This window comes from Streptomyces sp. AC558_RSS880 (genome assembly GCF_019049255.1).
In the GTDB taxonomy this organism is placed as follows: domain Bacteria; phylum Actinomycetota; class Actinomycetes; order Streptomycetales; family Streptomycetaceae; genus Streptomyces.
This window is the reverse complement of record NZ_JAGMUJ010000030.1, coordinates 108164-134118: the sequence shown is the minus strand read 5'-3', so window position 1 is coordinate 134118 and position 25955 is coordinate 108164. Positions and strand designations below refer to the sequence as shown.

General features: G+C 71.1%; 25 protein-coding genes. 17 read left to right on the top strand and 8 right to left on the bottom strand.

Translation table 11 applies throughout. The annotated features are described in order from the left end of the window. The first annotated feature begins 133 nt into the window (after window positions 1–133). A complete protein-coding gene (locus KUM38_RS12625) occupies window positions 134–721 on the top strand; it encodes a DUF6542 domain-containing protein (protein ID WP_217129428.1) in 588 nt (195 codons plus the stop codon). 3 nt (window positions 722–724) lie between these two features. On the opposite strand, the gene ppgK is transcribed toward KUM38_RS12625, so the two are convergent. Together ppgK and KUM38_RS12615 are read right to left on the bottom strand one after the other, a co-directional pair. Further along, window positions 725–1471 (bottom strand): polyphosphate--glucose phosphotransferase, encoded by a 747-nt coding sequence (gene ppgK / locus KUM38_RS12620; RefSeq protein ID WP_217129427.1) that lies wholly within the window; start codon window positions 1469–1471, stop codon window positions 725–727. 71 nt (window positions 1472–1542) lie between these two features. Next, complete coding sequence (locus tag KUM38_RS12615; RefSeq protein WP_217129426.1) at window positions 1543–2562, bottom strand: 4-hydroxy-3-methylbut-2-enyl diphosphate reductase; 1020 nt, start codon at window positions 2560–2562, stop codon at window positions 1543–1545. Window positions 2563–2627: 65 nt separating this feature from the next. On the opposite strand from KUM38_RS12615, the gene xseA reads away from it, so the two are divergent. The 3 genes from xseA to KUM38_RS12600 all read left to right on the top strand — a co-directional run bounded on the left by xseA (window position 2628) and on the right by KUM38_RS12600 (window position 4840). Next, a complete protein-coding gene (xseA, locus tag KUM38_RS12610) occupies window positions 2628–3851 on the top strand; it encodes an exodeoxyribonuclease VII large subunit (protein WP_217129425.1) in 1224 nt (407 codons plus the stop codon). Continuing rightward, window positions 3848–4117 carry an exodeoxyribonuclease VII small subunit gene (locus tag KUM38_RS12605; RefSeq protein ID WP_217129424.1) on the top strand — a complete coding sequence of 90 codons (270 nt, stop codon included), beginning with the start codon at window positions 3848–3850 and terminating at the stop codon, window positions 4115–4117. Before xseA ends, KUM38_RS12605 begins: the two co-directional genes overlap by 4 nt. 132 nt (window positions 4118–4249) lie before the next feature. Then, on the top strand, window positions 4250–4840 hold the full coding sequence (locus KUM38_RS12600) for a malonic semialdehyde reductase (protein WP_217129423.1): 591 nt from the start codon (window positions 4250–4252) through the stop codon (window positions 4838–4840). Between the two features lie 89 nt (window positions 4841–4929). Here KUM38_RS12600 and KUM38_RS12595 read toward each other — a convergent pair whose 3' ends face one another. After that, window positions 4930–5454 (bottom strand): DUF4245 domain-containing protein, encoded by a 525-nt coding sequence (locus KUM38_RS12595; protein WP_217129422.1) that lies wholly within the window; start codon window positions 5452–5454, stop codon window positions 4930–4932. Between the two features lie 126 nt (window positions 5455–5580). On the opposite strand from KUM38_RS12595, the gene glpX reads away from it, so the two are divergent. Next, window positions 5581–6615 carry a class II fructose-bisphosphatase gene (gene glpX, locus KUM38_RS12590; protein ID WP_217129421.1) on the top strand — a complete coding sequence of 345 codons (1035 nt, stop codon included), beginning with the start codon at window positions 5581–5583 and terminating at the stop codon, window positions 6613–6615. Window positions 6616–6799: 184 nt separating this feature from the next. On the opposite strand, the gene KUM38_RS12585 is transcribed toward glpX, so the two are convergent. Together KUM38_RS12585 and KUM38_RS12580 are read right to left on the bottom strand one after the other, a co-directional pair. Beyond that, entirely contained in the window at window positions 6800–7174 is a 375-nt protein-coding gene (locus KUM38_RS12585; RefSeq protein ID WP_217129420.1) for a WhiB family transcriptional regulator, read from the bottom strand. Between the two features lie 94 nt (window positions 7175–7268). Continuing rightward, window positions 7269–7964: a DUF1707 domain-containing protein gene (locus tag KUM38_RS12580; RefSeq protein ID WP_217129419.1), complete on the bottom strand. Its 696-nt coding sequence runs from the start codon at window positions 7962–7964 to the stop codon at window positions 7269–7271. Window positions 7965–8110: 146 nt separating this feature from the next. On the opposite strand from KUM38_RS12580, the gene KUM38_RS12575 reads away from it, so the two are divergent. From KUM38_RS12575 to KUM38_RS12545, 7 genes are all read left to right on the top strand, one after another. After that, window positions 8111–9790 carry a fumarate hydratase gene (locus KUM38_RS12575; RefSeq protein WP_302181207.1) on the top strand — a complete coding sequence of 560 codons (1680 nt, stop codon included), beginning with the start codon at window positions 8111–8113 and terminating at the stop codon, window positions 9788–9790. Between the two features lie 309 nt (window positions 9791–10099). After that, on the top strand, window positions 10100–11521 hold the full coding sequence (locus KUM38_RS12570; RefSeq protein ID WP_217129417.1) for a M28 family peptidase: 1422 nt from the start codon (window positions 10100–10102) through the stop codon (window positions 11519–11521). 125 nt (window positions 11522–11646) lie between these two features. After that, complete coding sequence (locus tag KUM38_RS12565; RefSeq protein WP_217129416.1) at window positions 11647–13050, top strand: aspartate ammonia-lyase; 1404 nt, start codon at window positions 11647–11649, stop codon at window positions 13048–13050. A gap of 72 nt (window positions 13051–13122) precedes the next feature. Beyond that, window positions 13123–13815, top strand: coding sequence for a DUF402 domain-containing protein (locus KUM38_RS12560; RefSeq protein WP_254397066.1), 693 nt, complete (start codon window positions 13123–13125; stop codon window positions 13813–13815). Window positions 13816–14089: 274 nt separating this feature from the next. Next, the gene (locus KUM38_RS12555) at window positions 14090–16201 is read left to right on the top strand and encodes a SpoIIE family protein phosphatase (RefSeq protein ID WP_217129415.1); all 2112 of its coding nucleotides are present in this window, start codon (window positions 14090–14092) and stop codon (window positions 16199–16201) included. Between the two features lie 385 nt (window positions 16202–16586). Beyond that, window positions 16587–17057 carry a hypothetical protein gene (locus KUM38_RS12550; protein ID WP_217129414.1) on the top strand — a complete coding sequence of 157 codons (471 nt, stop codon included), beginning with the start codon at window positions 16587–16589 and terminating at the stop codon, window positions 17055–17057. Window positions 17058–17079: 22 nt separating this feature from the next. Further along, on the top strand, window positions 17080–17598 hold the full coding sequence (locus KUM38_RS12545; protein ID WP_217129413.1) for a hypothetical protein: 519 nt from the start codon (window positions 17080–17082) through the stop codon (window positions 17596–17598). Window positions 17599–17671: 73 nt separating this feature from the next. Here KUM38_RS12545 and KUM38_RS12540 read toward each other — a convergent pair whose 3' ends face one another. From KUM38_RS12540 to KUM38_RS12530, 3 genes are all read right to left on the bottom strand, one after another. Continuing rightward, window positions 17672–18223: a hypothetical protein gene (locus KUM38_RS12540; protein WP_217129412.1), complete on the bottom strand. Its 552-nt coding sequence runs from the start codon at window positions 18221–18223 to the stop codon at window positions 17672–17674. Then, window positions 18207–18395: a hypothetical protein gene (locus KUM38_RS12535; protein WP_217129411.1), complete on the bottom strand. Its 189-nt coding sequence runs from the start codon at window positions 18393–18395 to the stop codon at window positions 18207–18209. The genes KUM38_RS12540 and KUM38_RS12535 overlap by 17 nt, the downstream gene beginning before the upstream one ends. 102 nt (window positions 18396–18497) lie before the next feature. Further along, window positions 18498–20789 (bottom strand): transglycosylase domain-containing protein, encoded by a 2292-nt coding sequence (locus KUM38_RS12530; RefSeq protein ID WP_217129410.1) that lies wholly within the window; start codon window positions 20787–20789, stop codon window positions 18498–18500. A gap of 260 nt (window positions 20790–21049) precedes the next feature. On the opposite strand from KUM38_RS12530, the gene KUM38_RS12525 reads away from it, so the two are divergent. The 5 genes from KUM38_RS12525 to KUM38_RS12505 all read left to right on the top strand — a co-directional run bounded on the left by KUM38_RS12525 (window position 21050) and on the right by KUM38_RS12505 (window position 25939). Next, a complete protein-coding gene (locus KUM38_RS12525) occupies window positions 21050–21985 on the top strand; it encodes an SPFH domain-containing protein (RefSeq protein WP_217129409.1) in 936 nt (311 codons plus the stop codon). Continuing rightward, a complete protein-coding gene (locus tag KUM38_RS12520; protein WP_217129408.1) occupies window positions 21982–22236 on the top strand; it encodes a hypothetical protein in 255 nt (84 codons plus the stop codon). The genes KUM38_RS12525 and KUM38_RS12520 overlap by 4 nt, the downstream gene beginning before the upstream one ends. 156 nt (window positions 22237–22392) lie before the next feature. Next, window positions 22393–22917: a PadR family transcriptional regulator gene (locus tag KUM38_RS12515; protein WP_004926339.1), complete on the top strand. Its 525-nt coding sequence runs from the start codon at window positions 22393–22395 to the stop codon at window positions 22915–22917. After that, window positions 22914–23609 (top strand): ABC transporter ATP-binding protein, encoded by a 696-nt coding sequence (locus KUM38_RS12510; RefSeq protein ID WP_217129407.1) that lies wholly within the window; start codon window positions 22914–22916, stop codon window positions 23607–23609. Before KUM38_RS12515 ends, KUM38_RS12510 begins: the two co-directional genes overlap by 4 nt. Then, window positions 23606–25939: an ABC transporter permease gene (locus KUM38_RS12505; protein ID WP_217129406.1), complete on the top strand. Its 2334-nt coding sequence runs from the start codon at window positions 23606–23608 to the stop codon at window positions 25937–25939. Before KUM38_RS12510 ends, KUM38_RS12505 begins: the two co-directional genes overlap by 4 nt. Window positions 25940–25955: the final 16 nt, after the last annotated feature.

Here is a 25955-nt window from a genome sequence, read left to right as displayed (position 1 = left end):
GCTGCGTGGGCCGATCCACCAGTCTACGGCGTGCCCGCCCGCGACCCGGCGGTGTGTCGAACGTCCGGCCGGACTCCGATCCCCGGCGTGTCTGACGGGCTGTTCGGCACATAAAACGACCTACGTTGGTGCTGTGGAGCAACACAGGACGCGACCCGCGCGGTACGGACGGTACGGACCGCGACGTGACAGCCCGGCCGGACCGGTCAAGCCTCCGCTGCCCGCGCAGGCGGGGAGGGCGACGGGGGGCGGGGTCAGGCGGCCCGCCCGTGTGCCGGAGGGCCGGCCCGCTCCCCCGCCCGCGGCCCGGCGGCTGCCCAACCCCCGGCTCACCGGGCTGGGCTCGACCCTGTTCTGCGGGCTGGTGATGCTCGTCCTCGGTCTGCTGACCGAGGCGCTGTTCGGGGCGTCGGGGACCGTGTACGGCGTGCTCTTCCTGCCGGTGTGCGTGCTGACCGCGCTGTGGGTGCGCGAGGGGGACCTGCTCGTCGCGCCCGTCGTGGTGCCGATCGCCTTCGCCGTGGGGCTGGCCCCGGTCGCCGACCACGGCGACGGCGGCCTCCTCGACCGGCTGATGGGCATGGTGACGGGCCTCGCCACCCAGGCCGGGTGGCTCTACGGCGGGACGCTGGTCGCGGGTCTGATCGTGCTCTCCCGCAGGATGCGCCGGGTCCGCGCGGCCAACCGGCGCACCGCGCGGAACCGCCCCGCCCGGCCGTGAGCCCTACGCGCCCGTCGCCGCCCGCATCGCCGCGCCCACGATGCCCGCGTTGTTCTGCAGCCGGGCCGGGACGATCTCCGCCTTGATGCCCTGGATGTGGTCCAGGAACTTGTGGGACTTGCGGCTGACACCGCCGCCGATGATGAACAGCTCGGGCGAGAACAGCATCTCCACGTGGGCCAGGTACTTCTGCACCCGGTGCGCCCAGTCCTCCCACGACAGGTCGTCGTCCTCCCTGGCCTTGCTGGACGCCCGCTTCTCCGCGTCGTGGCCGTGCAGCTCCAGATGGCCCAGTTCGCTGTTGGGGACGAGGACGCCGTCCACGAACAGGGCGCTGCCGATGCCGGTGCCGAAGGTCAGCAGGATCACCGTGCCCCGGTGGTGACGGCCGGCGCCGAAGTGCATCTCGGCGACGCCGGCCGCGTCCGCGTCGTTGACCACCGTCACCGGCAGGCCGCCCAGCCGGTCGCCGAGCAGCACGCGCGCGTCGGTGTCGATCCAGCTCTTGTCGACGTTGGCCGCCGTACGGATCGTGGTGCCGCCGGTGACGACACCCGGGAAGGTGACCCCGACCGGTCCGGTCCAGCCGAAGTGGTCGACGACCTGCTTCACGCCGTCGGCCACCGCGTCGGGTGTGGCCGGGTGCGGGGTGAGGACCTTGCAGCGCTCCTGCGCCAGGTCCCCCTTGTCCAGGTCCACCGGGGCACCCTTGATCCCGGAACCGCCGATGTCCACACCGAAGATCTGCATGGCCCTACGTTACGACGTACGACGGACAGTCACGTCAGTCGGCCTCCGTGACCGTCACACCCGCTCCACCGTCACCGCGCGGAATCCGCCCCGGATCCGCCACGCTCGGCCACCAGGGCCGCCGCCTCCTCGCGCAGGTCGCGGCGGAGCTCCTTGGGCAGCGAGAAGATGATGGACTCCTCGGCGGCCTTGACGATCTCGACGTCCTCGAAGCCGCGCCGCGACAGCCATTCGAGGACCTGCTCGACGAGGATCTCCGGCACCGAGGCGCCCGAGGTGACGCCGACCGTGGTCACGCCCTCCAGCCAGGCCTCGTCGATCTCGTCGGCGAAGTCCACCAGGTACGACGCGCGGGCGCCGGCCAGCTTGGCGACCTCCACCAGCCGCTTGGAGTTGGAGGAGTTGCGCGAGCCGACCACGATCACCAGGTCCGCCTCGGCGCCCATCTGCTTGACCGCGAGCTGGCGGTTCTGCGTGGCGTAGCAGATGTCGTCGCTGGGCGGGGAGATCAGCTGGGGGAACTTCTCCTTCAGCGCGTCGACGGTCTCCATGGTCTCGTCGACGCTCAGCGTGGTCTGGGAGAGCCAGACGACCTTGGAGGGGTCGCGGACCTCGACCTTCGCCACGTCGCCCGGCCCGTCGACGAGCTGGATGTGGTCCGGGGCCTCGCCGGAGGTGCCGATGACCTCCTCGTGGCCCTCGTGGCCGATCAGGAGGATGTCGTAGTCGTCGTTGGCGAAGCGGACGGCTTCCTTGTGGACCTTGGTGACCAGCGGGCAGGTGGCGTCGATGGTGGCGAGCCGGCCGCGCGCGGCCTCCTCGTGGACGACGGGGGCGACACCGTGCGCGGAGAACATGACGATGTTGCCCGGCGGGACCTCCTCCGTCCGCTCGACGAAGATCGCGCCCTTCTTCTCCAGGGTCTGCACGACGTATTTGTTGTGCACGATCTCGTGCCGGACGTAGACGGGGGCCCCGTACTGCTCGAGGGCCTTCTCGACGGCGATCACGGCGCGGTCCACTCCCGCGCAGTAGCCACGGGGGGCGGCGAGCAGGACACGGCGGCCAGGCGAAGCGGTCATGCGTCCCATCGTAAGGCCGCGCTCGGGGGCGCGGTCACGGTGCGTTGTCGGTGGGGCGCACTACTCTCGCGGGCATGGCTCTCAACACGTCTGCGGAAGCGCCGCTGCCCGTCGGTGAGGTGTCGCGGCTGATCGGGGGGTGGATCGACCGGCTCGGCGCGGTGTGGGTCGAGGGGCAGATCACCCAGTTGTCGCGGCGGCCGGGCGCCGGGGTGGTGTTCCTGACGCTGCGCGACCCGTCGTACGACGTCTCGGTGGGCGTGACCTGTTACCGGCAGGTGTTCGACGCCGTCGCGGACGTGGTGAGCGAGGGCGCGCGGGTGGTGGTGCACTGCAAGCCGGAGTGGTACGCGCCGCGCGGGCAGCTGTCGCTCAGGGCCGCCGAGATCAGACCGGTGGGGGTGGGTGAGCTGCTGGCGCGCCTTGAGCAGCTGAAGAAGTCGCTCGCGCGGGAGGGCCTGTTCGCGCCGGAGCGGAAGAAGCCGCTGCCGTTCCTGCCGCGGCTGATCGGGCTGGTGTGCGGGCGCGCCTCGGCGGCCGAGCGGGACGTGCTGGAGAACGCACGGCACCGGTGGCCGGCCGTGCGCTTCGAGGTGCGCAACGTGCCCGTGCAGGGGGTGCACGCGGTGCCACAGGTGGTCCAGGCCGTGAAGGAGCTGGACGCGGTCGACGAGGTGGACGTGATCATCGTGGCGCGGGGCGGCGGCAGCGTGGAGGACCTGCTGCCGTTCTCCGACGAGCAGCTGGTGCGGGCGGTGGCGGCGTGCCGTACGCCGGTCGTCTCCGCGATCGGGCACGAGCCGGACAACCCGCTGCTCGACCACGTGGCCGATCTGCGCGCCTCCACGCCGACCGACGCCGCCAAGAAGGTGGTGCCGGACGTGGGTGAGGAGTACGAGCGGGTACGGATGCTGCGCGACCGCGCGCGGCGCTCGGTCCAGGCGCTGCTGGAGCGGGAGGAGCGTGGGCTGGCCCATGCGCTGGCCCGGCCCTCGATCCAGGATCCGCAGCGGATGGTCGACGCGCGGGCGGAGGAGGTCACGGCGCTGCTGGAGCGGGGCCGGCGCTCGCTGCGGTACCAGCTGGACCGGGCCGACTCCGAGCTGACGCACACGCACGCGCGCGTGGTGGCCCTGTCCCCCGCCGCGACGTTGAAGCGCGGGTACGCCGTGCTCCAGCGGGCGGACGGGCACGCGGTGCGGGATCCGGCCGAGGTGGAGGCCGGCGAGGCCCTGCGGGCGCGGGTGTCCGAGGGCGAGTTCACAGTTCGAGTCGATACACAGAGGGTGGACGGATGACCGGCAAGACGGAGCAGACGGCGGCGGCGACGGCCGAGGCGCTCGGGTACGAGCAGGCGAGGGACGAGCTGATCGAGGTCGTACGACGGCTGGAGGCGGGCGGTACGACGCTGGAGGAGTCCCTCGCGCTCTGGGAGCGGGGCGAGGAGCTGGCCAGGGTGTGCCGGCGCCGGCTGGACGGGGCGCGGGCCCGGCTGGACGCGGCGCTCGCGGAGGAGGACGCCGGGTCGGAGGAGTCCGGGGCGGAGGACGCCGGGGAGGCCTGAGACGTGAAGTGAATCACCGGGCTCCGCATTTAGTTGAGCATTGAACTTCATAGGCGTACGGTCGAGTCCGTCAACCGGTCCGTGGCCCCTGCACGGACAGACGGACCGACGTACCCCCGAGAAGGTTCACGCATGTCTCTCGCCCTTGACCCCGCCGCCCAGGACCTGCTGTTCCGCGAGGCGCGCACCGCCAACACGTTCACTGACGAGCCGGTGACCGACGAGCAGGTGCGGGCGATCTACGACCTGGTCAAGTACGGCCCCACCGCCTTCAACCAGAGCCCCCTGCGCATCACCCTGGTCCGCTCCCCCGAGGCCCGCGAGCGTCTCGTCCGGCACCTGGCGGAAGGCAACCAGGCCAAGACCGCCGCCGCCCCGCTGGTCGCCATCCTGTCCGCGGACAACGAGTTCCACGAGGAGCTCCCCGCCCTGCTCCCGCACTTCCCGCAGGCCAAGGACGCCTTCTTCAGCGAGCGCCCGGTGCGGGAAAGCGCCGCGGCGATGAACGCCGCCCTCCAGGCCGCCTACTTCATCGTCGGCGTGCGCGCCGCCGGCCTGGCCGCCGGCCCGATGACCGGCCTCGACTTCGAGGGCGTCCGCAAGGAGTTCCTGGACGACGACCACACCCCGCTGATGGTCGTCAACATCGGCCGCCCCGGACCGGACGCGTGGTTCCCCCGCTCCCCGCGTCTGGAGTACGAGCAGGTCGTCACCACCGTCTGAGCGTCACCAGCACGGACCACAGGGGCGGGGCCCCGTCGGATCGGCCGATCCGACGGGGCCCCGCCCCTGTGCGTCCTCGTGCGTCTTCCTCACTCCGTGCGCAGCGCCCCGGCCATCTCCGCCAGCCGGCCGAACGATCCCGTGCCGGTCACCACCGTGGTCGAGCCCTCGGTGCCCTCCAGCACCAGCGCGTCGTAGTGGTCGCCCTCGTAGCGCGTCCAGGTCTTGCCGTCGATCCGCTGCGTGGCCTCCGTCTTCGCGGCGCCCTGCGTGCTGTCCTCGATGAACTCCGACCGCTTGCCGGTGGACTGCTCGACCGCCACGTACTCCCCGTCGGGGGCGCGGAAGCCGAGGTGCCAGGCCTCGGACTCGGCGCCCCGGTAGCGGACGGAGGTGGGCTTCCACGCCTCGGGCAGCCCCTCGGGCGCGGCGACGGGGTAGGAGGCGGCCCGGCGGGCCGTGAGCAGGTCGACCCGGTAGTCGACCCGCTTGAGGTCGGGTTCACCGTCCTCGTGCGGGATGAACAGCCAGACCACTCCCGCCACGAGCATGATGAGGGCCAGGGAGAGGATCATGTCCCGGGCCGTTTTCTGCACGCTCTTCGTTCCTGCCACGCCCCCTATCGTCGCAGGTGCCCGGTGCGCTCATCCGTGGGGGGCCCTGCTCATTTTGTCGGACTGGCGATAGAGTCGTGCCCCACACCCTCATCCGGCCGTCGTCGTACAGAAAGGTGCGCTCCGATGACCGAACACCATCACTTGCCGTCCGAGCTCGATGTCCCCTCCGAGGCCCCCGACCGCAACCTCGCCCTGGAGCTCGTACGGGTCACCGAGGCCGCGGCGATGGCCGCGGGCCGCTGGGTAGGGCGCGGTGACAAGAACGGCGCCGACGGTGCCGCGGTGCGCGCCATGCGCACCCTCGTCTCCACCGTCTCGATGAACGGCGTCGTCGTCATCGGCGAGGGCGAGAAGGACGAGGCCCCGATGCTCTTCAACGGGGAGCGTGTGGGCGACGGGACCGGCCCGGAGTGCGACATCGCCGTCGACCCGATCGACGGCACGACGCTGACCGCCAAGGGCATGTCGAACGCCATCGCGGTGCTGGCGGCCGCCGAGCGCGGCTCGATGTTCGACCCGTCGGCCGTGTTCTACATGGACAAGCTGGTCACCGGGCCGGAGGCCGCCGACTTCGTCGACATCAACGCGCCGGTGAACGTGAACATCCGCCGGGTCGCCAAGGCCAAGCGGGCCACCCCCGAGGACGTCACCGTGGTGATCCTCGACCGGCCGCGGCACGAGGGCATCATCAAGGAGATCCGGGAGACCGGAGCGCGCATCAAGCTGATCTCCGACGGTGACGTGGCCGGCTCCATCCTCGCGCTGCGCGAGGGCACCGGCATCGACCTCCTGCTCGGCGTCGGCGGCACCCCCGAGGGCATCATCTCGGCCTGCGCGGTGAAGTGCCTGGGCGGCACCATCCAGGGCAAGCTGTGGCCGAAGGACGACGAGGAGCGGCAGCGGGCGGTCGACGCGGGGCACGATCTCGACCGGGTGCTGACCACGGAGGACCTGGTCACCGGGGACAACGTGTTCTTCGTGGCGACGGGCATCACCGACGGTGAGCTGCTGCGCGGGGTGCGGTACCGGTCGGAGACGGCCACGACCGATTCCATCGTGATGCGGTCCAAGTCGGGGACGGTACGGAGGATCGACTCCGAGCACCGGCTCAGCAAGCTGCGGGCTTACAGCGCGATCGACTTCGACCGGGCCAAGTGAAACGTCACTTCGGTGCGGGGGCCTGCGGCGCGGGAGTGAGTGCGGGGGCGCTGCGGCCGGGCACGCTCACGTGGCGGGGCCGCATGTGTCACAGCCCCGCGCCCCTGAGGTGAGCTGCCCCTGGCCGGTGTGAGAAGGCGCCCCCTGTGCGGAGGGGGCGCCTTGCTCGTTGCGCGCGTTCGTGTCAGCCCGCCGCCGCGATGCGGCCCGGGCGGGGGGTCTTCTTCAGTTCCATTTCGCGGCGCCTGCGGCGGGCCAGGACCACGCGGCGTTCGGCGGCGGTGAGGCCGCCCCAGACGCCGTAGGGCTCGGGCTGGAGCAGGGCGTGCTCGCGGCACTCGACCATCACCGGGCAGCGGGCGCAGACACGCTTGGCCGCCTCCTCGCGGGAGAGCCGGGCGGCGGTGGGTTCCTTCGAGGGTGCGAAGAACAGCCCCGCCTCGTCGCGCCGGCACACCGCCTCGGTGTGCCAGGGGGCGTCCTGGTCCCTGTCCCGCGCTACCGCTCGCTGGGCCGGAACAGCGGCTATCTGCAGGGACGAATGCGGCGGTTGCAGCACGGTCTACTCCTGACGACGGCTTCGCAAGCGAGACACGATGCAGCAAGGCTTACCCGATGTGCGCGCGCCTATGCACTGAGTTCCTATCCGTACGTCAGTGGCCCAGGTGTTTGCGCATGCTCCTGTCGACCGTGCGCTGCACCCGGTCGAGGATGTCCGCCACGAGCTTGCCGCGCTTGGGCCGCGCCTCGACGCTGCCCAGCACCGCCCAGCCGTCGACGTAGACCACCGGGGCCTCGTCGTCGGTCGCGTCGAGCGTGTCCACCTCGAAGGCGCCGAGCACGCCGCCGCCCATGCCGCGCAGCGACACGTTCTCCGGGACGCGGACCTCGACGCTGCCGAACACGGAGAACGCCTTGATCATGACCTGCTGGTGGTCGAACAGCGCCTCGCTGAGGTCGATCTCGACGCTGCCGAAGATCGCGTACGCGTGAATGCGGCGGCCGGTGCGCCAGCGGCCCTTGCGGGTGGCGGCGCTGAACACCGCGACCACGTTGTCGTCGGGGTCCATCGGGATCGCGCCCGCGGTGGGGCGGCTGGGGACGGAGGCGTGTGCCGCGCGCCGCTGGTGGGCTATCGGCAGGTCCTGGATGAACACGTCCAGCTCCCCCACCGTCTTGGCGGCCAGCACGCCCTCGACGCGCTCCGCGTGCTCGTCGGCGGTGAGGCGGCCCTCGGCGAGGGCCTCGCGCAGGAGGTCGGCGATACGGTCCCGGTCGGCGTCGGAGGCGCGCAGCTCGGCCGTCCGCGGTGCCGTGTCCGGCTGCTGGGCGTGCTTCTGAAGGTCCACGGCACCAGCGTACCGAAACGCGATAGATCGCGACTACCCCTCGGCGGGGACAACTGAGGACAACCTCACAAGTCCGCCACGAGGAGCAGGTCCTACGCTGGTGGGCGCCCGCCAACGTCGGCGGGCGGCCGTCTGTCGAGTGAGGAATGGGCGAGATGCCTGAGTTCGAGTACGCCGATCTGCTCCCCATGGGGGAGGACACCACCCCCTACCGGCTGGTGACCTCCGAAGGTGTCTCCACCTTCGAGGCCGACGGGCGGACGTTCCTCAAGGTGGAGCCGGAGGCGCTGCGCAAGCTCGCCGAGGAGGCCGTCCACGACATCCAGCACTATCTGCGCCCGGCCCACCTGGCGCAGCTGCGCCGCATCATCGACGACCCCGAGGCGTCGGGCAACGACAAGTTCGTGGCGCTCGACCTGCTGAAGAACGCGAACATCGCGGCGGCGGGCGTGCTGCCGATGTGCCAGGACACCGGTACGGCGATCGTCATGGGCAAGCGCGGGCAGAACGTGCTGACGGAGGGACGTGACGAGGAGGCCCTGTCCCGGGGCATCTACGACGCGTACCAGAACCTGAACCTGCGCTACTCGCAGATGGCTCCGCTCACCATGTGGGAGGAGAAGAACACCGGTTCCAACCTCCCCGCGCAGATCGAGCTGTACGCGACGGACGGCGGCGCGTACAAGTTCCTGTTCATGGCCAAGGGCGGCGGGTCGGCCAACAAGTCGTTCCTCTACCAGGAGACCAAGGCGGTCCTGAACGAGGCCTCCATGATGAAGTTCCTGGAGGAGAAGATCCGTTCGCTGGGCACGGCCGCCTGTCCGCCGTACCACCTGGCGATCGTCGTCGGCGGCACGTCGGCCGAGTACGCGCTGAAGACCGCGAAGTACGCCTCCGCGCACTACCTGGACGAGATCCCCTCCGAGGGGTCGCCGCTCGGGCACGGCTTCCGGGACAAGGAGCTGGAGGAGAAGGTCTTCGAGCTGACGCAGAGGATCGGGATCGGGGCGCAGTTCGGGGGCAAGTACTTCTGCCACGACGTGCGGGTGGTGCGGCTGCCCCGGCACGGGGCGTCGTGCCCGGTCGCGATCGCCGTCTCCTGCTCCGCCGACCGCCAGGCGGTCGCGAAGATCACCGCCGAGGGCGTGTTCCTGGAGCAGCTGGAGACCGACCCGGCGCGCTTCCTTCCGGAGACGACGGACGAGCAGCTCGACCCGGAGGGCGACGTCGTCAGGATCGACCTCAACCAGCCGATGGACGAGATCCTCGCCGAGCTGACCAAGTACCCGGTCAAGACCCGGCTCTCGCTTACCGGACCGCTGGTCGTGGCGCGCGACATCGCGCACGCCAAGATCAAGGAGCGGCTGGACGCGGGTGAGGAGATGCCGCAGTACCTGAAGGACCACCCGGTGTACTACGCGGGACCCGCGAAGACGCCGGAGGGGTACGCGTCGGGGTCCTTCGGGCCGACGACGGCCGGGCGCATGGACTCGTACGTGGAGCAGTTCCAGGCGGCCGGCGGGTCCAAGGTGATGCTGGCGAAGGGGAACCGGAGCAAGCAGGTGACCGACGCGTGCGACGCGCACGGCGGGTTCTACCTGGGGTCGATCGGCGGGCCGGCGGCCCGGCTCGCGCAGGACTGCATCAAGAAGGTCGAGGTCGTCGAGTACGAGGAGCTCGGGATGGAGGCGGTGTGGAAGATCGAGGTGGAGGACTTCCCCGCGTTCATCGTGGTCGACGACAAGGGGAATGACTTCTTCCAGGATCCTTCGCCGCAGCAGCCGACGTTCACGTCGATTCCGGTGCGGGGGCCCGGGCTGGCGTAGTTCCGCGGGGCGGGGCGGCCGGGGTGTTGTTTTCGCCCCCGCCGCCCCTTCCCGTTCCCGCCCCGGGGGCTGCGCCCCCGGACCCCCCTTTCGGCCCTGAACGGGCCTCGTCCTCAAACGCCGGACGGGCTGTCCGACGGCGTCCGCATAGCGGATCTCGTGTGCTGCTTTCGGACAACCTCGCCCTCTCGGCGCCCGTTCCGTTGACTGGCCCCATCCATCACTGTGAGTCTTCTCGCCACTCCGACATGCTCATGCCATGTCAATCCTGTGTGGCCCACCCCACGGCCACCTCCCGGAGGAGACAAGGTGAAACGAAGATTCGCCGTGGCGGGCGTCTCGCTCGCCGTCGTGCTCGGCTGCGGCACACTCCCCGCCGTGGCCGCCGACTCCGCACCCGCCGCGGACACCCTCGCCGCGCCCGACGTCGACGTGACCAAGGTGAGGACGCACCTGAGCGAGCTCAGCGCCATCGCCGGGCGGAACGGCGGGAACCGCCGGTCCACCGGCCAGGGTTACCGCGACTCCGTCGCCTATGTGAAGGGCAAGCTGCAAGCCGCCGGATACACCGTCACCGAGCAGCCGTGCACCTCCGGCTGCACCAGCGGGGCCGGGCCCAACCTGATCGCCGAGTGGCCCAAGGGCGACGCGAACAACGTGTACATGTTCGGCGCCCACCTCGACAGCGTCTCCGCCGGACCCGGCATGAACGACAACGGCTCCGGCTCCGCCGCCCTGCTCGAGAACGCCCTGACGCTCGCCCAGCAGAACCCCACCATGCGCAACCGGGTCCGCTTCGCCTGGTGGACCGACGAGGAACAGGGCCTCAACGGGTCCGACTTCTACGTCCGTTCACTGCCGTCCACCGAGCGCGCGAAGATCAAGGCGTACTACAACTTCGACATGATCGCCTCCACCAACGGCGGCTACTTCATCAACCACATCACCTCCTCGGCCGCCGCGCCGATGAAGGCGTACTGGGACTCCCTCGGGCTCCAGCCCGAGGAGAACACCGAGGGCGCGGGGCGCAGCGACGACTACCCCTTCGAGCAGTACGGCATCCCCACCTCCGGTTACGCGATGGGCGCCAGTGCCCGCAAGACCTCCGCGCAGGCCGCGAAGTGGGGCGGGACCTCCGGGTCCGCGTACGACCCCTGCTACCACCGGTCGTGCGACACCCTCACCAACATCAACACCACCGGCCTGGACCGCGCGTCCGACGGCATCGCGTACACGCTCTGGCAGCGGGCCGTGGACACCGGCACCGGCGGCGGTGACTGCGACACCGCCGGCGTCGTCGCCAACGGCGGGTTCGAGAGCGGCACCTCGCCGTGGACCGGGGACACCGGGAGCATCGGCGCCCACTCGGGCCAGGCCGCCCACACCGGCACCCGGTTCGCCTGGCTGGCGGGGTACGGATCCACCCGCACCGAGTCGATCAGCCAGACCGTGACCGTGCCGGCCGGGTGCACCCGGGCCGCGCTGAGCTACTGGCTGCACATCGACACCGCCGAGTCCGGATCGACGCCGTACGACCGGTTCACGGTGAAGGCCGGCGGCAGCACGCTCGCCACGCTGTCCAACGCCGACGCCGGCAGCGGTTACGTGCAGCGGTCGGTCGACCTGTCGGCGTACGCCGGGCAGACGGTGACCCTGACGTTCACCGGCAGTGAGGACTCCTCCCTGCAGACCAGCTTCATCCTGGACGACGTCACCCTCCGAAGCAGCTGACCTCCCCCACGGGACCTTCCCCCCACGGGACCTCCGCCCCGCCGCGCGTCTCCTGCGGCGGGGCGGAGGCCGTCCGGGAATAGGCTCGTCCGACGCCGCTGCTGTGAATCCTCGGAGGTACGACGATGACGACCACGGACGACGACCGGCACTACCGCGTCGAGCACGACTCCATGGGGGAGGTGAAGGTACCGGCCGACGCCAAGTGGCGCGCGCAGACCCAGCGCGCCGTGGAGAACTTCCCGGTCTCCGGGCAGCGCCTGGAACGCGCCCACATCGAGGCCCTCGCCCACATCAAGGGCGCCGCGGCCAGGGTGAACGCCCGGCTCGGGGTGCTGGACGAGGACATCGCCGAAGCGATCCAGGAGGCCGCCGGCGAGGTCGCCGAGGGCCGGTGGGACGAGCACTTCCCGGTGGACGTGTTCCAGACCGGGTCCGGGACCTCGTCCAACATGAACACCAACGAGGTCGTCGCGACGCTCGCCGCCGAGCGGCTGGGACGGGACGTGCACCCCAACGACCACGTCAACGCCTCGCAGTCGTCCAACGACGTCTTCCCCTCGTCGATCCACATCGCCGCCACCGCCGCCGTCACCCGCGACCTGATCCCGGCGCTCGACCACCTCGCCGCGTCCCTGGAGCGCAAGGCCGGGGAGTTCGCCGACGTGGTGAAGTCCGGGCGGACCCACCTGATGGACGCCACGCCGGTGACGCTGGGCCAGGAGTTCGGCGGGTACGCGGCCCAGGTGCGGTACGGGATCGAGCGGCTGAACGCCTCCCTGCCGCGCCTCGCCGAGCTGCCGCTGGGCGGGACCGCCGTCGGCACCGGCATCAACACCCCGCCGGGGTTCTCCGCCGCCGTCATCGAGGAGGTCGCCCGCGCGACCGGGCTGCCGCTGACCGAGGCCCGCGACCACTTCGAGGCGCAGGGCGCCCGGGACGGCATCGTGGAGACCAGCGGGCAGCTGCGCACGATCGCCGTCGGGCTGACGAAGATCGCCAACGATCTGCGGTGGATGTCCTCCGGGCCGCGCACCGGCCTCGCGGAGATCAGCCTGCCCGACCTCCAGCCCGGCTCCTCGATCATGCCCGGCAAGGTCAACCCGGTCGTCCCGGAGGCCGTGCTCATGGTGTGCGCGCAGGTGACCGGCAACGACGCGACCGTCGCCGCCGCGGGCGCCTCCGGCAACTTCGAACTCAACGTGATGCTGCCGGTCATCGCGAAGAACGTCCTGGAGTCGGTGCGGCTGCTCGCGAACGTCTCCCGGCTGCTCGCCGACCGCACGGTCGACGGGATCGTCGCGCACCGTGAACGGGCCCGGGAGTACGCCGAGTCCTCGCCGTCGGTGGTCACCCCGCTCAACAAGTACATCGGCTACGAGGAGGCCGCCAAGGTCGCCAAGAAGTCCCTGGCCGAGCGGAAGACGATCCGGCAGGTGGTCCTGGAAGGTGGTTACGTCGAACGCGGCGACCTCACCGTGGAGCAGCTCGACGAGGCGCTGGACGTCCTGCGGATGACGCGCCCGTAGCGCCTCGCGCGCCGGGCGTGAACCGTGACGGGGGCCGCAGCGTCGTATGCGCATGGCACCTACTATCTGGCCATGGCGGAGGGTGGAGCGACGATGCGCGGGGAAGCGGGCGGGACGGCGGGATTCTGGGCGCCCGGGACACAGATCCTGTGGCGGTACCGGGAGAACGGTGGCGCGCGCATTCACATCGCGCGCCCCGTCACGGTCGTGCGCGACGGCCCGGAACTGCTCGCGGTGTGGCTGGCGCCCGGCACCGAGTGCGTGAAGCCGGTGCTCGCCGACGGCACTCCCGTGCACCAGGAGCCGCTCGGCACCCGGTACACCAAGCCGCGCACGGTGCAGCGGGACCGCTGGTTCGGCACCGGTGTGCTGAAGCTGGCCCGGCCCGGCGAGCCCTGGTCGGTGTGGCTGTTCTGGGACCCGGGCTGGCGGTTCAAGAACTGGTACGTGAACCTGGAGGAGCCGCTGGCCCGTTGGGCGGGCGGAGTGGACTCCGAGGATCACTTCCTGGACATCTCCGTGCACCCGGACCGGAGCCGGCACTGGCGCGACGAGGACGAGTTCGACCAGGCCCGGCGGGACGGCCTGGTGGACTCCGCGCTGGCCGGAAGGGTGCGGGCGGCCGGGCGGGCCGCGATGGAGGTGATCGAGGCCTGGGGGCCGCCGTTCGCGGACGGGTGGGAGAACTGGCGCCCGGACCCGTCGTGGGCGGTACCGTCACTGCCACAGGACTGGGACCGCACTCCCGTGCATGTGTCCTCGTGAGACCCTTGCTGCACCCCCGGGCGGGAAACGTAGGATCGTCCTCCGCAAGGGTGCGGGGCAGCAACCACCGGAGCGCGCACCGGGCTTGACCGATCGTCACCGAGGGGCGGCAGGACGTGAGCGAGGGGTACGGAAACACCGGTGCAGGCCGGGAACGGCCGGCCAACGGCACAGGAACAACCTCTGACCACGCGGAAATCCCGTTCCGGGGGCACGTATTCCGGGTATCGGAGTTTCGGCGGGACGAACCGCGCGCACGGCGTGCGCCGGACGGATGGACTCGACACGCGTGACGGAGCAGCCGACCTCTTTCGAACGCCCGCAGCCGGGCGTCGACCCCACGGATCCCCGCGGGGCGCTCCTGCGTACCCCGCCACCGGCGCGTGTGCCGGACACGGGGCCCGCCTTACCCGTTCAGAGCCGCTCCGGCGGTGAGCCTCCCGCGTCCGGGGCCGCGTCCCCGGGGTCGCCGGGCACGGTGACGCCCGACGGCACGGGCCAGGACCCGGTGACGGATCCCGGCTCCGAGCACTCGCAGCCGGGTGCCGGGCAGGGCGCCGGGCCGGACACGCACCGGCCGCGTCCCGCGCCCGAGGGCATCCCGGTGCAGCCGGCCGTGGGTCCCGACGGCAAGGAGCGGCGCACCGGGCAGGTCGCCCAGCCCGGTCGGCCCACGCCGATGCGCCGGGACGGGGACCGGCTGCGGTTCGTCGGCGCCGCGACCCGGCGGATCGCCCGCGGCATCGACCTGGACGAGATCGTGATGGGGCTGTGCCGGGCCACCGTGCCCACCTTCTCCGACGCCATCCTGGTCTACCTGCGCGATCCGTTGCCGGTCGGCGACGAGCGGCCCACCGGTCCGCTGGTGCTGCGGCTGCGCCGCACCGACCGGATCCCGGCCGAGCGGGACACCGAGGGCGGGTTCACGCCGGTCGCCCCGCCGGAGCCGTCCGAGCTGGACTCGGTCGGCGCGGAGCTGTGCACCGTACGGCCCGGCAGCGCGCTCGCCGAGGTGCTGCGCGGCGTACGGCCGGTGTTCACGGACGCGCCCGCGGCCCGCGCCGCGCTGCCCGAACTCCTCGGTGAGGAGGGCGCGTCGGCCGTGCCGGACGGGCAGCGGGCGATCCTCGCGCCGCTGCGCGGCCGGCGGCGGGTGATCGGCGCGGCGCTGTTCCTGCGCCGCCCGGAGCGCATCCCGTTCGAGGCCGACGACCTGCTGGTCGCCGCGCAGTTGGCCACGCACAGCGCGCTGGGCATCGACAAGGCGGTGCTGTACGGGCGGGAGGCGTACATCGCGGACGAGCTGCAGCGCACGATGCTGCCGGAGCACCTGCCGCGCTGCACCGGCGTGCGGCTGGCGTCCCGGTACCTGCCGGCCGCGGAGACCGCGCGGGTCGGCGGCGACTGGTACGACGCCATCCCGCTGCCCGGGAGCCGGGTCGCGCTGGTGGTCGGTGACGTCATGGGGCACTCCATGACGTCGGCGGCGATCATGGGCCAGTTGCGCACCACCGCGCAGACCCTGGCCGGGCTCGACCTGCCCCCGCAGGAGGTGCTGCACCACCTCGACGAGCAGGCGCAGCGGCTCGGCGTGGACCGCATGGCGACCTGCCTGTACGCGGTGTACGACCCGGTATCGCACCGCATCACCATCGCCAACGCCGGCCATCCGCCGCCCGTCCTGCTGGAGTTGGGCGGCCGGGCCGAGGTGCTGCGGGTGCCGGCGGGCGCGCCGATCGGTGTGGGCGGGGTGGACTTCGAGGCCGTGGAGCTGGACGCGCCCGCCGGGGCGACCCTGCTGCTGTACACCGACGGCCTGGTGGAGTCCCGGCTGCGGGACGTGTGGACCGGCATCGAGCAGCTGCGGGAGAAGCTCGCCGCGACCGCGCAGCTCACCGGGCCCGATCATCCGCCGCCCCTTGAGGCGCTGTGCGACGAGGTGCTCGACATGCTCGGTCCGGGCGACCGGGACGACGACATCGCGCTGCTCGCCGCCCGCTTCGACGGGATCGCGCCGAGCGACGTGGCGTACTGGTTCCTGGAGCCGGAGGACGCGGCCCCCGGCCGGGCCCGCCGGCTGGCCCGGCGCGCCCTGTCCCGCTGGGGTCTGGAGGAGCTGAGCGACTCGGTGGAGCTGCTCGTCAGCGAGGTGGTGACCAACGCCGTGCGGTACGCCACGCGGCCGGTCACGCTGCGGCTGCTGCGCACCGACGTGCTGCGCTGCGAGGTCGGCGACGACGTGCCGCAGCTGCCGCGGCTGCGGCAGGCGCGGGCCACGGACGAGGGCGGGCGCGGGCTGTACCTGGTGAACCGGCTGGCCCGGCGCTGGGGCGCGACCCGGCTGAGCACGGGCAAGGTGGTGTGGTTCGAGCTGAACCGCGGCTGATCTCCGGGGACGGGAAGCGGCGATCGGGACCGGGCGGGGCCGGGCGGGACCGGCCCCGATGCCGCCCGTGGTCGGCCCGCACCGGCCCTGGCCGAATGCCACGGGTGTGCGCGCGCCCCCGGGCCAGGCGGTGACCGGCGGCGGGCTCGTACCTGCGAGCACGGTGACGACGGGCCCGTGCCTGCGAACACGACGGCGGCGCGCTCGTCCCCGCGGACACGGTGGCGGCGCGCGGGCGACCGCAAGGGGTACGGGGCGTGCCGCTGTTCGAGTGGTTCGCGTGGACTGCCGCGCACGGTGCGTTGCGCGGCGGGGCTCCAGTGCGTGGAATGCGTCACCGACGCTCCTTCATGCCGAGCGTCCACAGCACACCTGGAGGATTTTCATGCCCTCTGCCACCGTCCGCAGCGCCCTGACCGTTGGCGCTCTGGCCGCAGCCCTCTCCTTCTCGCTCACCTCGCAGGCCGCCGCAGATGTCGGGGACGAAGAAATCGTGCGGTTGCAGCTCGTCGGAGTCGTCGAGACCGACACGAGCCCCAAGACCGTCAAGGCGGGCGACACCTGGACCACGTACATGCACCTGTACACGCACGACAACAAGCACGTCGGCGACGCCGGCTCCCGGTGTACCGCCGTCGAAGTCGGCAAGAAGGTCACCGCCCAGTGCACGCGGGTGCTGCGCATGCATGACGGGGAGATCACCCTCCACGACATGATCAGCCGCAAGGGCGACCAGCGGATCACCAGCAAGACCGCCATCGCGGGTGGCACGGGCGTCTACAACGACGCCGAGGGCGAGGGCTACATCACCCTCGAGGGCAACCGCGTCCACTTCGACCTTTCCGTCGATGACTGACCCCGCCCGGACTGGAGGTTCCGTGATCACATCGGCTGTCCGCGGGGTTGCCGTCACCGCCCTCGCCGCCACGCTCGCCCTCTTCCCGACACTGGCGCACGCCGCCGAGGAGAAGGACGAGATCGACACCGAGAGGGTCGAGCTCCTCGGCATCAGCCGGCTCGACACCTGGCCGGCCCGGGGCGTCTCGACCGGCGACGCCTGGACGAACCACCTGGACCTGTACGCCAAGCACACGGCCGCGTCGGACGGGACGGACGCGGGGAAGGGGCGGCAGCTCCGGCACGTCGGTGACGGCCAGTCGGACTGTGTGGCGGTCAAGGTCGAGGGCCACGAGGTGACCGCGCAGTGCACCCGCGTGCTGCGCATGGCGAACGGCACCCTGACGCTCAGCGACATGATCAGGTACAGCCCGCCGGAGCGGGTGACGTCCAAGACCGCCATCACCGGCGGAACCGGCCACTACCGCTCCGCCTACGGCGACGGCTCCATCACCATCGAGGGCCGTCACATCCACCTGGTGCTCAACGTCGACGAGTGACGCGGCGGAGCCACGACCGACCGGTGCGGGAGACGCGGTACGCGCTTCCGCGCCGGTTTCGTTTCCGCCGGCGTCATTCCTGTATGCCGGAGGTCTTCTCGATGAGGCGGGTGAAAACGATGAGCGCCCCCAGCGCGGGGAGCAGTCCGGCCAGCGTCCACAGGACGCAGAAGCCCGCTGCCGCACCGGCCGTCATGCGCAGGGCCGACGGGGCGTCCTCGGATATACCGGCCACCACCATCAGGAAGAGGATGGACAGGACTCCCATCGCGATGATGGTGAAGAACGGCCACAGATAGTGCACGACGGGCAGCAGGCCCGCTTTCCTCGCCTTCCTCAAGAACGAGTTGTCGCAGGCGCGTGTGATCATCGCGAGGATGGCGAACACGGATCCGATGATGACACCGACCATGGAGACGGCGACACCCATCACCTCGTCCAGTGGCAGGTCGTCGTCGTGGCCGAGCCAGGCCCCGCCGGCCCCGCCGAACGTCGCGGCCAACGGTTCGCCCCACCACCAGCTCCGCAGGCTCACGTGCACGAGCCTCACGAACTCCTTGAAGTACTTGTCCCCCGTGGTGCGCCCACGGGGTTCCTCCGAGTACGGGTCAGAACCTGAGGCCATCACCACCGTCCGTGGACCTTTCCGCCTCTGCCTTCGCCCCGTAGGCGCCCATGTTCCGTATCGCGTCGTAGAGCGACGCGCGGTACCGGTCCAGAGGGTTCACCCGGGGCTCCGTCTCCCGTATTCGGGCATCACGGACGAGACGGGTACGGGTGTTCTGCTGCTGAAGCATGCGCACCACGATAGGGCGGTTCCGTTGAGCGGGCCCGCCACGGTGACATTCGGGTGAACGTCGGGTGAACTGTCGGACCCGCTTCAACTGTTGCGTCTTCTCCTACTGCTCCTGCTCGTCGTCCGGGTCCTCCGGGCCCCCCGGGAGCTCGAACGTCGGCGGTGCGGAGGTGGTCGGGTCCGTCGGCGGCTCCGACGTCGGCGGCCGGCTGCTCGGCGGCGCGGACGACGGCGGCGCGGAGGTCTCCGGCGGCGCCTGGGTGGTCGGCGCCTCGCTCGTCGGCTCGTCGCTCGGCGTCCCGGACGGTGATTTCGAGACCGACGGCGAGTTGCTCGGCTTCTTCACCGCGTTGCCCTGCTTGGTGTCCAGGTCGAACTCGGTGACCTCGTCCATGACGCCGAAGGTGTACGCGGCCCAGATCTCGGCCGGGGGGCCACCGCCGTTGACGCGGTAGTCGACGCCGGCCGCCCGGTACATCGGGACCTGGGCGAACGTCTTCGAGTCCTCACCGAACAGACCGACCGAGGTGACCAGTTCGGGGGTGAAGCCGGTGAACCAGGCCGACTTGTTGTTGTCGGACGTACCCGTCTTGCCGGCGACCACCTGGCCGTCGCGCAGCGGGTTGTCCCGCACGGACTTCTTGGCCGTACCGTCGTCGACCACGCCGGTGAGCACGGAGGTCACCGTGTCGGCGGCCTCGCGGCTGATGACCTGCTCACCGATCGGGTCGGGGAACTCGACCTGGCGGTCCTTGTGCTCGACCGACTTCACGATGGCCGGGGTGACCTTCTTGCCGTGGTTGTCGAGGGTGGCGTAGACGCCGGCCATCTCCAGCGGGCTCGCGCCCATACTGCCCAGGGTCTGCGCGGGCACGGCCTCCATGCCCTCGGTCTCCATGCCGAGTTCGCCCGCGGTCTCCACCACCTCGGTCATGCCGACGTCGATGCCCATCTGTGCGAAGACCGAGTTGACGGACTTGTTCATCGCCTCCTGGACGGTGATGTCGCCGTAACTCCGGTCGTCCTCGTTGGGCGGCGCGAAGCCGACCTTGCGGCCGTCGTCCATCACGGGGCGCTCGCTCGTGCCGTCGTACATCGTGTTCGCCGTGATCGGCACGCCGTCCTGCGTTTCGGCGTCCTGGTCCACGGCCGCGGCGAGGATCACCGGCTTGAAGGTGGAGGCGGCCTGGTAGTCGTCGCGGGTGGCGTTGTTCCGGTAGTGCTTCACGTAGTCCACGCCGCCGTACATCGCCACGACCGCGCCCGTCTTCGGGTCGACGGACACGGCGCCGGCCTGGACGTCGGCGTCGACCTCGCGTTTGTCGGGGTCGAGCTTGCTGGTGAGCCGGGTCTTGACCGCCTCCTCCAGCGCCTTCTGCTTCTTCTTGTCGATGTTGAGCGTGACGGTGTAGCCGCCGAGGTCCAGCATGGCGTCGGCCTGCTTCATGTCCTCGGCGGTGCCCTGGGCGACGAGCTGCTGCTTGATCGCGGTGTTGGCCGCCTCCACCAGGTACCCGGCCTGGCCCTCCATGCCGGGGGCGGCCTTGGGCTCCTCGGGAACCGGGAACTTCATGTTCCGGCGGTCGGCCCGGTCCAGCCACTTCTGCTCGACCATGTTGTTCAGGACGTAGTTCCAGCGCTCCTGGACGAGTTCCTTGCCGGTGTCGCTGGCGATCGCCCAGTCGTACTGGTTCGGCGCCTGGAGCAGCGCGGCGAGGTACGCGCCCTGCTCGACGGTGAGGTCCTCGGCGTCGACGCGGTAGTAGGCCTGCGCGGCGGCCTGGATGCCGTAGGCGCCGCGGCCGTAGTAGCTGGTGTTGATGTAGCCGGCGAGGATGTAGTCCTTGGACTTCTCCCGGTCCAGCTTCAGGGAGATGACCAGTTCCTTCAGCTTGCGGCTGACGGTCTGTTCCTGGGACAGGTAGTAGTTCTTGACGTACTGCTGGGTGATCGTGGAACCGCCCTGCGCGCCCTTGCCGGAGAGCGTGTTGAGCACGCCGCGCGCGGTGCCCCTGAGGTCGACGCCGGAGTCCTTGTAGAACGACTTGTTCTCGGCGGCGACGAAGGTGCGCTGGACGTCCTTGGGCACCTTGGCGAGGTCGACGATCTCGCGGTTGTAGCCCTTGCGGGCCATGATCGAGCCGTCGCTGTACTTGTAGACGTTGCCCTGCAGCTCGGCGTCGGCGTTCCCCTCGGGGATGTCGATCACCATGTACAGCACGATGAAGGCGCCCATGCCGAGCAGGCAGAGGCCGAAGAACGTGCCGAGGATCTTCTTCCAGGTGAAGAGGCGGCGTATGCCGCTGCGGCCGGCCGCGCCCGACGAACGGCGGCCCTTGGGTGCCGCACGGCGCCCACCGCGCTGTCGTGCGCGTCTTTCTTCCGCTCGTCCCATGCGTCCGTTCCGCTCCGCTTCGTTCGTGTGTGCTCTTCAGCCACACCAGTTCGCCGCTCAGGTCAGCTCAGAAAGCTAACACCGGAAGCTGTGACAAAGGGCCGCCGATCCGGCCTTTACGGGCGTGACAATCAGCACCCGCCTCAACGGAACCGACGTACGAGAGGGGTGTGAGGTTGCCGCGACGGGGTAAAGTGTTATCACTTAGATAGGCAGGTGCTAGCCGCTCGGCGGGCACCCGGAGAAACGGGGGATCACCCATGTCCACACATGACACGCAGGTCACGGCCGATGTGCCCGAGATGCCGGCGCCACGCGTGCGGGAATTCGCGGCGCACAGCATCGGCGGCGGGCTGGCGCTGCTGCTCGGACTGGTCGGACTGCTCATCGGCGCGGCGCTGATCGCCGCCGCCACGGCGGCCACCGGGGCCGGCGCCAAGGCCGTACTGATCATCGTCGGCATCCTGGTCGCCGTCGCCGCGTTCCTCGCCATGTGCGGGCTGAACATGGTGGCGCCGGGCGAGGCGCGGGTGGTGCAGCTCTTCGGCCGCTACCGGGGCACGATCCGGCAGGACGGGCTGCGCTGGGTGAACCCCCTCACCTCGCGCAGGAAGATATCGACGCGGGTGCGCAACCACGAGACCGCCGTCCTGAAGGTGAACGACGCCTACGGCAACCCGATCGAGCTGGCCGCGGTCGTGGTGTGGCGGGTGGAGGACACCGCCCAGGCCACCTTCGAGGTCGACGACTACATCGAGTTCGTCTCCACCCAGACCGAGGCGGCCGTGCGGCACATCGCCATCGAGTACCCCTACGACGCCCACGACGAGGACGGCCTCTCGCTGCGCGGCAACGCCGAGGAGATCACCGAGAAGCTCGCCGTCGAACTGCACGCGCGCGTGGAGGCGGCCGGTGTGCAGATCATCGAGTCCCGCTTCACGCACCTCGCGTACGCTCCCGAGATCGCCTCGGCGATGCTCCAGCGGCAGCAGGCCGGCGCGGTCGTGGCGGCGCGGCAGCAGATCGTGGAGGGCGCCGTGGGCATGGTCGAGTCGGCGCTCGCGCGGATCGCCGAGCAGGACATCGTGGAGCTGGACCCCGAACGGAAGGCGGCGATGGTGTCCAATCTGATGGTGGTGCTGTGCGGTGACCGCTCCGCGCAGCCGGTCCTCAACACCGGGACGCTCTACCAGTGACGAATCCGTCCGGGGGTTCGGCCCCCCAGGGCCGGCCGCAGCGCAAGCAGGTGCTGCTGCGGCTGGACCCGTCGGTGTACGAGGCGCTGGCGCGCTGGGCCAACGACGAGCTGCGCTCGGCGAACGCGCAGATCGAGTTCCTGCTGCGGCGCGCCCTCGCGGAGGCGGGGCGGCTGCCCGGTGAGGCGGGGCCCCTGCCCCGCCGTGGCCGTCCACCCGGGGGCTCCACCCCCGGACCCCCGTCGGCCTGAACGGCCTCGCCCTCGAGCGCCGGACAGGCCGACCGCGCCCGGCCGCGGTAGCAGAACCGTGACAATCGGCTCCCACCAGCGCTCTCCCACGCCCCGCCACGGTCTACACACTCGGCGTATACATACGGCGTATACACCGTGTGTAGAGTGCTCCGCATGTCCATCGGTCACACCCTCCTGGGGCTCCTGGAGTCCGGCCCGCGTCACGGTTACGACCTGAAGCGGGCCTTCGACGAGAAGTTCGGTCACGACCGGCCGCTGCACTACGGCCAGGTCTACTCGACGATGTCCCGTCTGCTGAAGAACGGGCTCGTCGAAGTCGACGGCATCGAGGCCGGCGGCGGCCCCGAGCGGAAGCGGTACGCGATCACCGAGGCCGGCATCACCGATGTCGAGCGCTGGCTCGCCACACCGGAGAAGCCGGAGCCGTACCTCCAGTCGACGCTCTACACCAAGGTCGTTCTCGCCCTGCTCACCAGCCGGGACGCCGCCGACATCCTCGACACGCAGCGCTCGGAGCATCTGCGCGGCATGCGGATCCTCACCGACCGCAAGCGCAAGGGCGACCTCGCCGACCAGCTCATCTGCGACCACGCCCTGTTCCACCTCGAGGCCGACCTGCGCTGGCTGGAGCTGACCGCGGCGCGTCTCGACAAGCTCCGTGAGGCGGTGGCCCGATGACCACGTCCCCTCCCCCCGGTTCCCTGCTCACCGCGCAGGACCTGCGCAAGGCCTACGGCCCGACCACCGCGCTCGACGGCGCCGCCTTCTCCATCCACCCCGGCGAGGTCGTCGCCGTGATGGGACCCTCCGGGTCGGGCAAGTCGACGCTGCTGCACTGCCTCGCCGGGATCGTCACCCCCGACTCCGGGTCGATCACGTACGACGGCCGTGAGCTGACCGCCATGAGCGACGCCGAGCGCAGCGCGCTCAGGCGCTCGGAGTTCGGCTTCGTCTTCCAGTTCGGGCAGCTCGTGCCGGAGCTCACCTGTGTGGAGAACGTCGCCCTGCCGCTGCGGCTGAACGGCACGCCCCGCAAGGAGGCCGAGCGGGCCGCGCTGACCTGGATGGAGCGCCTGGAGGTCGACGACGTCCGCAAGAAGCGCCCCGGCGAGGTGTCCGGCGGCCAGGGCCAGCGGGTCGCCGTGGCCCGGGCGCTGGTCACCGGCCCGCGGGTGCTGTTCGCCGACGAGCCGACCGGCGCCCTGGACTCCCTCAACGGCGAGCGCGTCATGGAACTGCTCACCGACGCCGCCCGGTCCGCCAACGCCGCCGTCGTCCTGGTCACGCACGAGGCGCGGGTGGCCGCGTACTCCGACCGCGAGGTCGTCGTGCGCGACGGGAAGTCCCGGGACATGGAGCGCGTCGTATGAGTGCGGGTCGGTGGGCGCGGGACCTCGGTATGGGGCTGCGGTTCGCCTTCGCCGGCGGACGCGAGGGCTGGACCCGGGCGCTGCTCACCGCCGTCGGTGTCGGGCTGGGCGTGGCGCTGCTGCTGCTCACCACCGCCCTGCCCGGTGCGCTGGCGGAGCGGGACCGGCGGGAGGAGGCGCGTCTCAACTACACCTACGGCGAGGAGATCGAGCGCGCCGACGACACCCTGATGACCGCGGACACCGACACCGAGTTCGACGGCCGGGACATCCGCGGCCGGCTGCTGGAGCCGGAGGGCGGCAAGGCCCCGCTGCCGCCGGGGCTCCGGGAGTTCCCGGCGCCTGGTGACATGGTGGTCTCCCCCGCGCTGAAGAAGTTCCTCGACTCCGACGACGGCGAACTGCTGCGGGAGCGGCTGCCGTACGACGTCGTGGGGACGATCGGCGAGCAGGGGCTCATCGGCTCGCAGGAGCTCTCCTACTACGCGGGCGCGGAGGGTCTCGCGGAGCGGGTCGGCGACGGGACGGTGGGCCGTATCGACTCCTTCGGGAACCCCGACCCGACACAGGAGGAGGCGGACCCGGTCCTGGTGCTGCTGGTCCTGGTCGTCTTCGTGGTGCTGCTGATGCCGGTCGCCGTGTTCATCGCCGCGGCCGTACGGTTCGGCGGCGAGCGGCGCGACCGCAGGCTGGCCGCGCTGCGGCTGGTCGGTTCCGACGGCGGCATGACCCGGCGGATCGCCGCGGGCGAGGCGCTCGGCGGGGCGCTGCTGGGGCTGGTGTTCGGCACCGGGTTCTTCCTGGCGGGGCGTGAGTTCGCGGCGTCCGTCGAGGTGTTCCGGATCAGTGTCTTCCCGAGCTATCTGAACCCCTCTCCGCTGCTGGCGCTGCTGGTCGCGGTGGCGGTCCCGGGGGCCGCCGTGCTGGTGACCCTGCTGGCGCTGCGCGGGGTGGTCATCGAGCCGCTGGGCGTGGTGCGCACGGCGCGGCCGGCCCGCCGCCGGCTGTGGTGGCGGCTGCTGCTGCCGCTGGCCGGGATCGGCATGCTGCTCCCCATGGTCGGCCAGGGCCGGGAGAACGGGGACTTCAACCAGTACCTGGTCACCGGCGGTGTCATATCCCTGCTCGTCGGGGTCACCGCGCTGCTGCCGTGGATCGTGGAGACGGTCGTCGCCCGGCTCGGATCGGGCAGCGTGTCCTGGCAGCTGGCGGTGCGCCGCCTGCAGCTGAGCAGCGGTGCGGCGGCCCGCATGGTCAACGGCATCGCGGTCGCGGTGGCCGGGGCGATCGCGCTGCAGATGCTGTTCGCCGGAGTGGGGAAGGACTACACCAAGGAGACCGGCTACGACGTGTCGCTGGCGCAGATGGAGGTCAGGCTGCCCGAGGGCACGGACATCGCCGCGGCCACGGCGAAGTTCGAGGAGACCAAGGGCGTCCGCGAGGTCCACCCGCTGTCCGAGGGGCACTTCGGTGACCTGTCCTGGCAGAAGGAGCCGCAGCGCTTCGCCGAGCTGACCATCGGCGACTGCACGACCCTGCGCGAGGTGGCGAAGCTGCCCTCCTGTACGGACGGCGACGTGTTCGCGGTGCGGGGCGGGGAGTACGACACGGACACCCCGTCGCTGAGCAGGCCGGGCCAGAAGCTCTACCTGGAGAAGTACGTCGGCGACGGCAGGACCGAGGACGTCGTGTGGACCGTCCCCGAGGCGCTGAAGCAGGCCGACTCCGTCAAGGACCCGACCGGGGCCAGGCGCGGCGGCTTCCTGATGACCCGGAGCGCGGTGCCCGCGGGTCTGGCGGAGGCGGTCCGCGGTCAGCTGTACCTGTCGCTCGACGACTCGGTGCCGTACGCCCGTGAGTACGTGCGCAACACCGCGGCCGCGATCGACCCGCTCTCCTATCCGATGACCTGGCAGGCCACCGAGCGTTCCGACCGCTACGAATCCATCCGCACGGGCCTGTTCGTCGGCGCCACCGCCGTACTGGCGCTGATCGGGGCCAGTCTGCTGGTCTCCCAGCTGGAGCAGCTGCGGGAACGCCGCAAGCTGCTGTCGGCCCTGATCGCCTTCGGCACCCGGCGCCGCACGCTGAGCCTGTCGGTGCTGTGGCAGACGGCGATCCCGATCGGCCTGGGGCTGCTGCTGGCCTCGGTGGTGGGCATGGCCCTGGGCGCGGTGCTGCTGAGGATGACCTCGACACCGGTCGCTGTGGACTGGCCGAGCGTGCTGCGGATGACCGGCATGGGCGCGGGCGTGGTCCTCGTGGTGACCCTGCTGAGCCTGCCCCCGCTGCTGCGCATGATGCGCCCGGACGGCCTGCGCACGGAGTGACGGTACGGACCGTACG

Excerpts from the sequence above, each read along its gene's own strand:
- KUM38_RS12540 (WP_217129412.1), bottom strand. The coding sequence starts at position 18,223 with ATGGCCTCAGGTTCTGACCCGTACTCGGAGGAACCCCGTGGGCGCACC.
- ppgK (WP_217129427.1), bottom strand. The coding sequence starts at position 1,471 with ATGCAGATCTTCGGTGTGGACATCGGCGGTTCCGGGATCAAGGGTGCC.
- KUM38_RS12550 (WP_217129414.1), top strand. The coding sequence starts at position 16,587 with ATGCCCTCTGCCACCGTCCGCAGCGCCCTGACCGTTGGCGCTCTGGCC.
- KUM38_RS12515 (WP_004926339.1), top strand. The coding sequence starts at position 22,393 with ATGTCCATCGGTCACACCCTCCTGGGGCTCCTGGAGTCCGGCCCGCGT.
- KUM38_RS12560 (WP_254397066.1), top strand. The coding sequence starts at position 13,123 with ATGGCGGAGGGTGGAGCGACGATGCGCGGGGAAGCGGGCGGGACGGCG.
- KUM38_RS12555 (WP_217129415.1), top strand. The coding sequence starts at position 14,090 with ATGGACTCGACACGCGTGACGGAGCAGCCGACCTCTTTCGAACGCCCG.
- KUM38_RS12525 (WP_217129409.1), top strand. The coding sequence starts at position 21,050 with ATGTCCACACATGACACGCAGGTCACGGCCGATGTGCCCGAGATGCCG.
- KUM38_RS12535 (WP_217129411.1), bottom strand. The coding sequence starts at position 18,395 with ATGCTTCAGCAGCAGAACACCCGTACCCGTCTCGTCCGTGATGCCCGA.
- xseA (WP_217129425.1), top strand. The coding sequence starts at position 2,628 with ATGGCTCTCAACACGTCTGCGGAAGCGCCGCTGCCCGTCGGTGAGGTG.
- KUM38_RS12600 (WP_217129423.1), top strand. The coding sequence starts at position 4,250 with ATGTCTCTCGCCCTTGACCCCGCCGCCCAGGACCTGCTGTTCCGCGAG.
- KUM38_RS12615 (WP_217129426.1), bottom strand. The coding sequence starts at position 2,562 with ATGGGACGCATGACCGCTTCGCCTGGCCGCCGTGTCCTGCTCGCCGCC.
- KUM38_RS12510 (WP_217129407.1), top strand. The coding sequence starts at position 22,914 with ATGACCACGTCCCCTCCCCCCGGTTCCCTGCTCACCGCGCAGGACCTG.
- KUM38_RS12530 (WP_217129410.1), bottom strand. The coding sequence starts at position 20,789 with ATGGGACGAGCGGAAGAAAGACGCGCACGACAGCGCGGTGGGCGCCGT.
- KUM38_RS12505 (WP_217129406.1), top strand. The coding sequence starts at position 23,606 with ATGAGTGCGGGTCGGTGGGCGCGGGACCTCGGTATGGGGCTGCGGTTC.
- KUM38_RS12565 (WP_217129416.1), top strand. The coding sequence starts at position 11,647 with ATGACGACCACGGACGACGACCGGCACTACCGCGTCGAGCACGACTCC.
- glpX (WP_217129421.1), top strand. The coding sequence starts at position 5,581 with ATGACCGAACACCATCACTTGCCGTCCGAGCTCGATGTCCCCTCCGAG.
- KUM38_RS12575 (WP_302181207.1), top strand. The coding sequence starts at position 8,111 with ATGGGCGAGATGCCTGAGTTCGAGTACGCCGATCTGCTCCCCATGGGG.
- KUM38_RS12605 (WP_217129424.1), top strand. The coding sequence starts at position 3,848 with ATGACCGGCAAGACGGAGCAGACGGCGGCGGCGACGGCCGAGGCGCTC.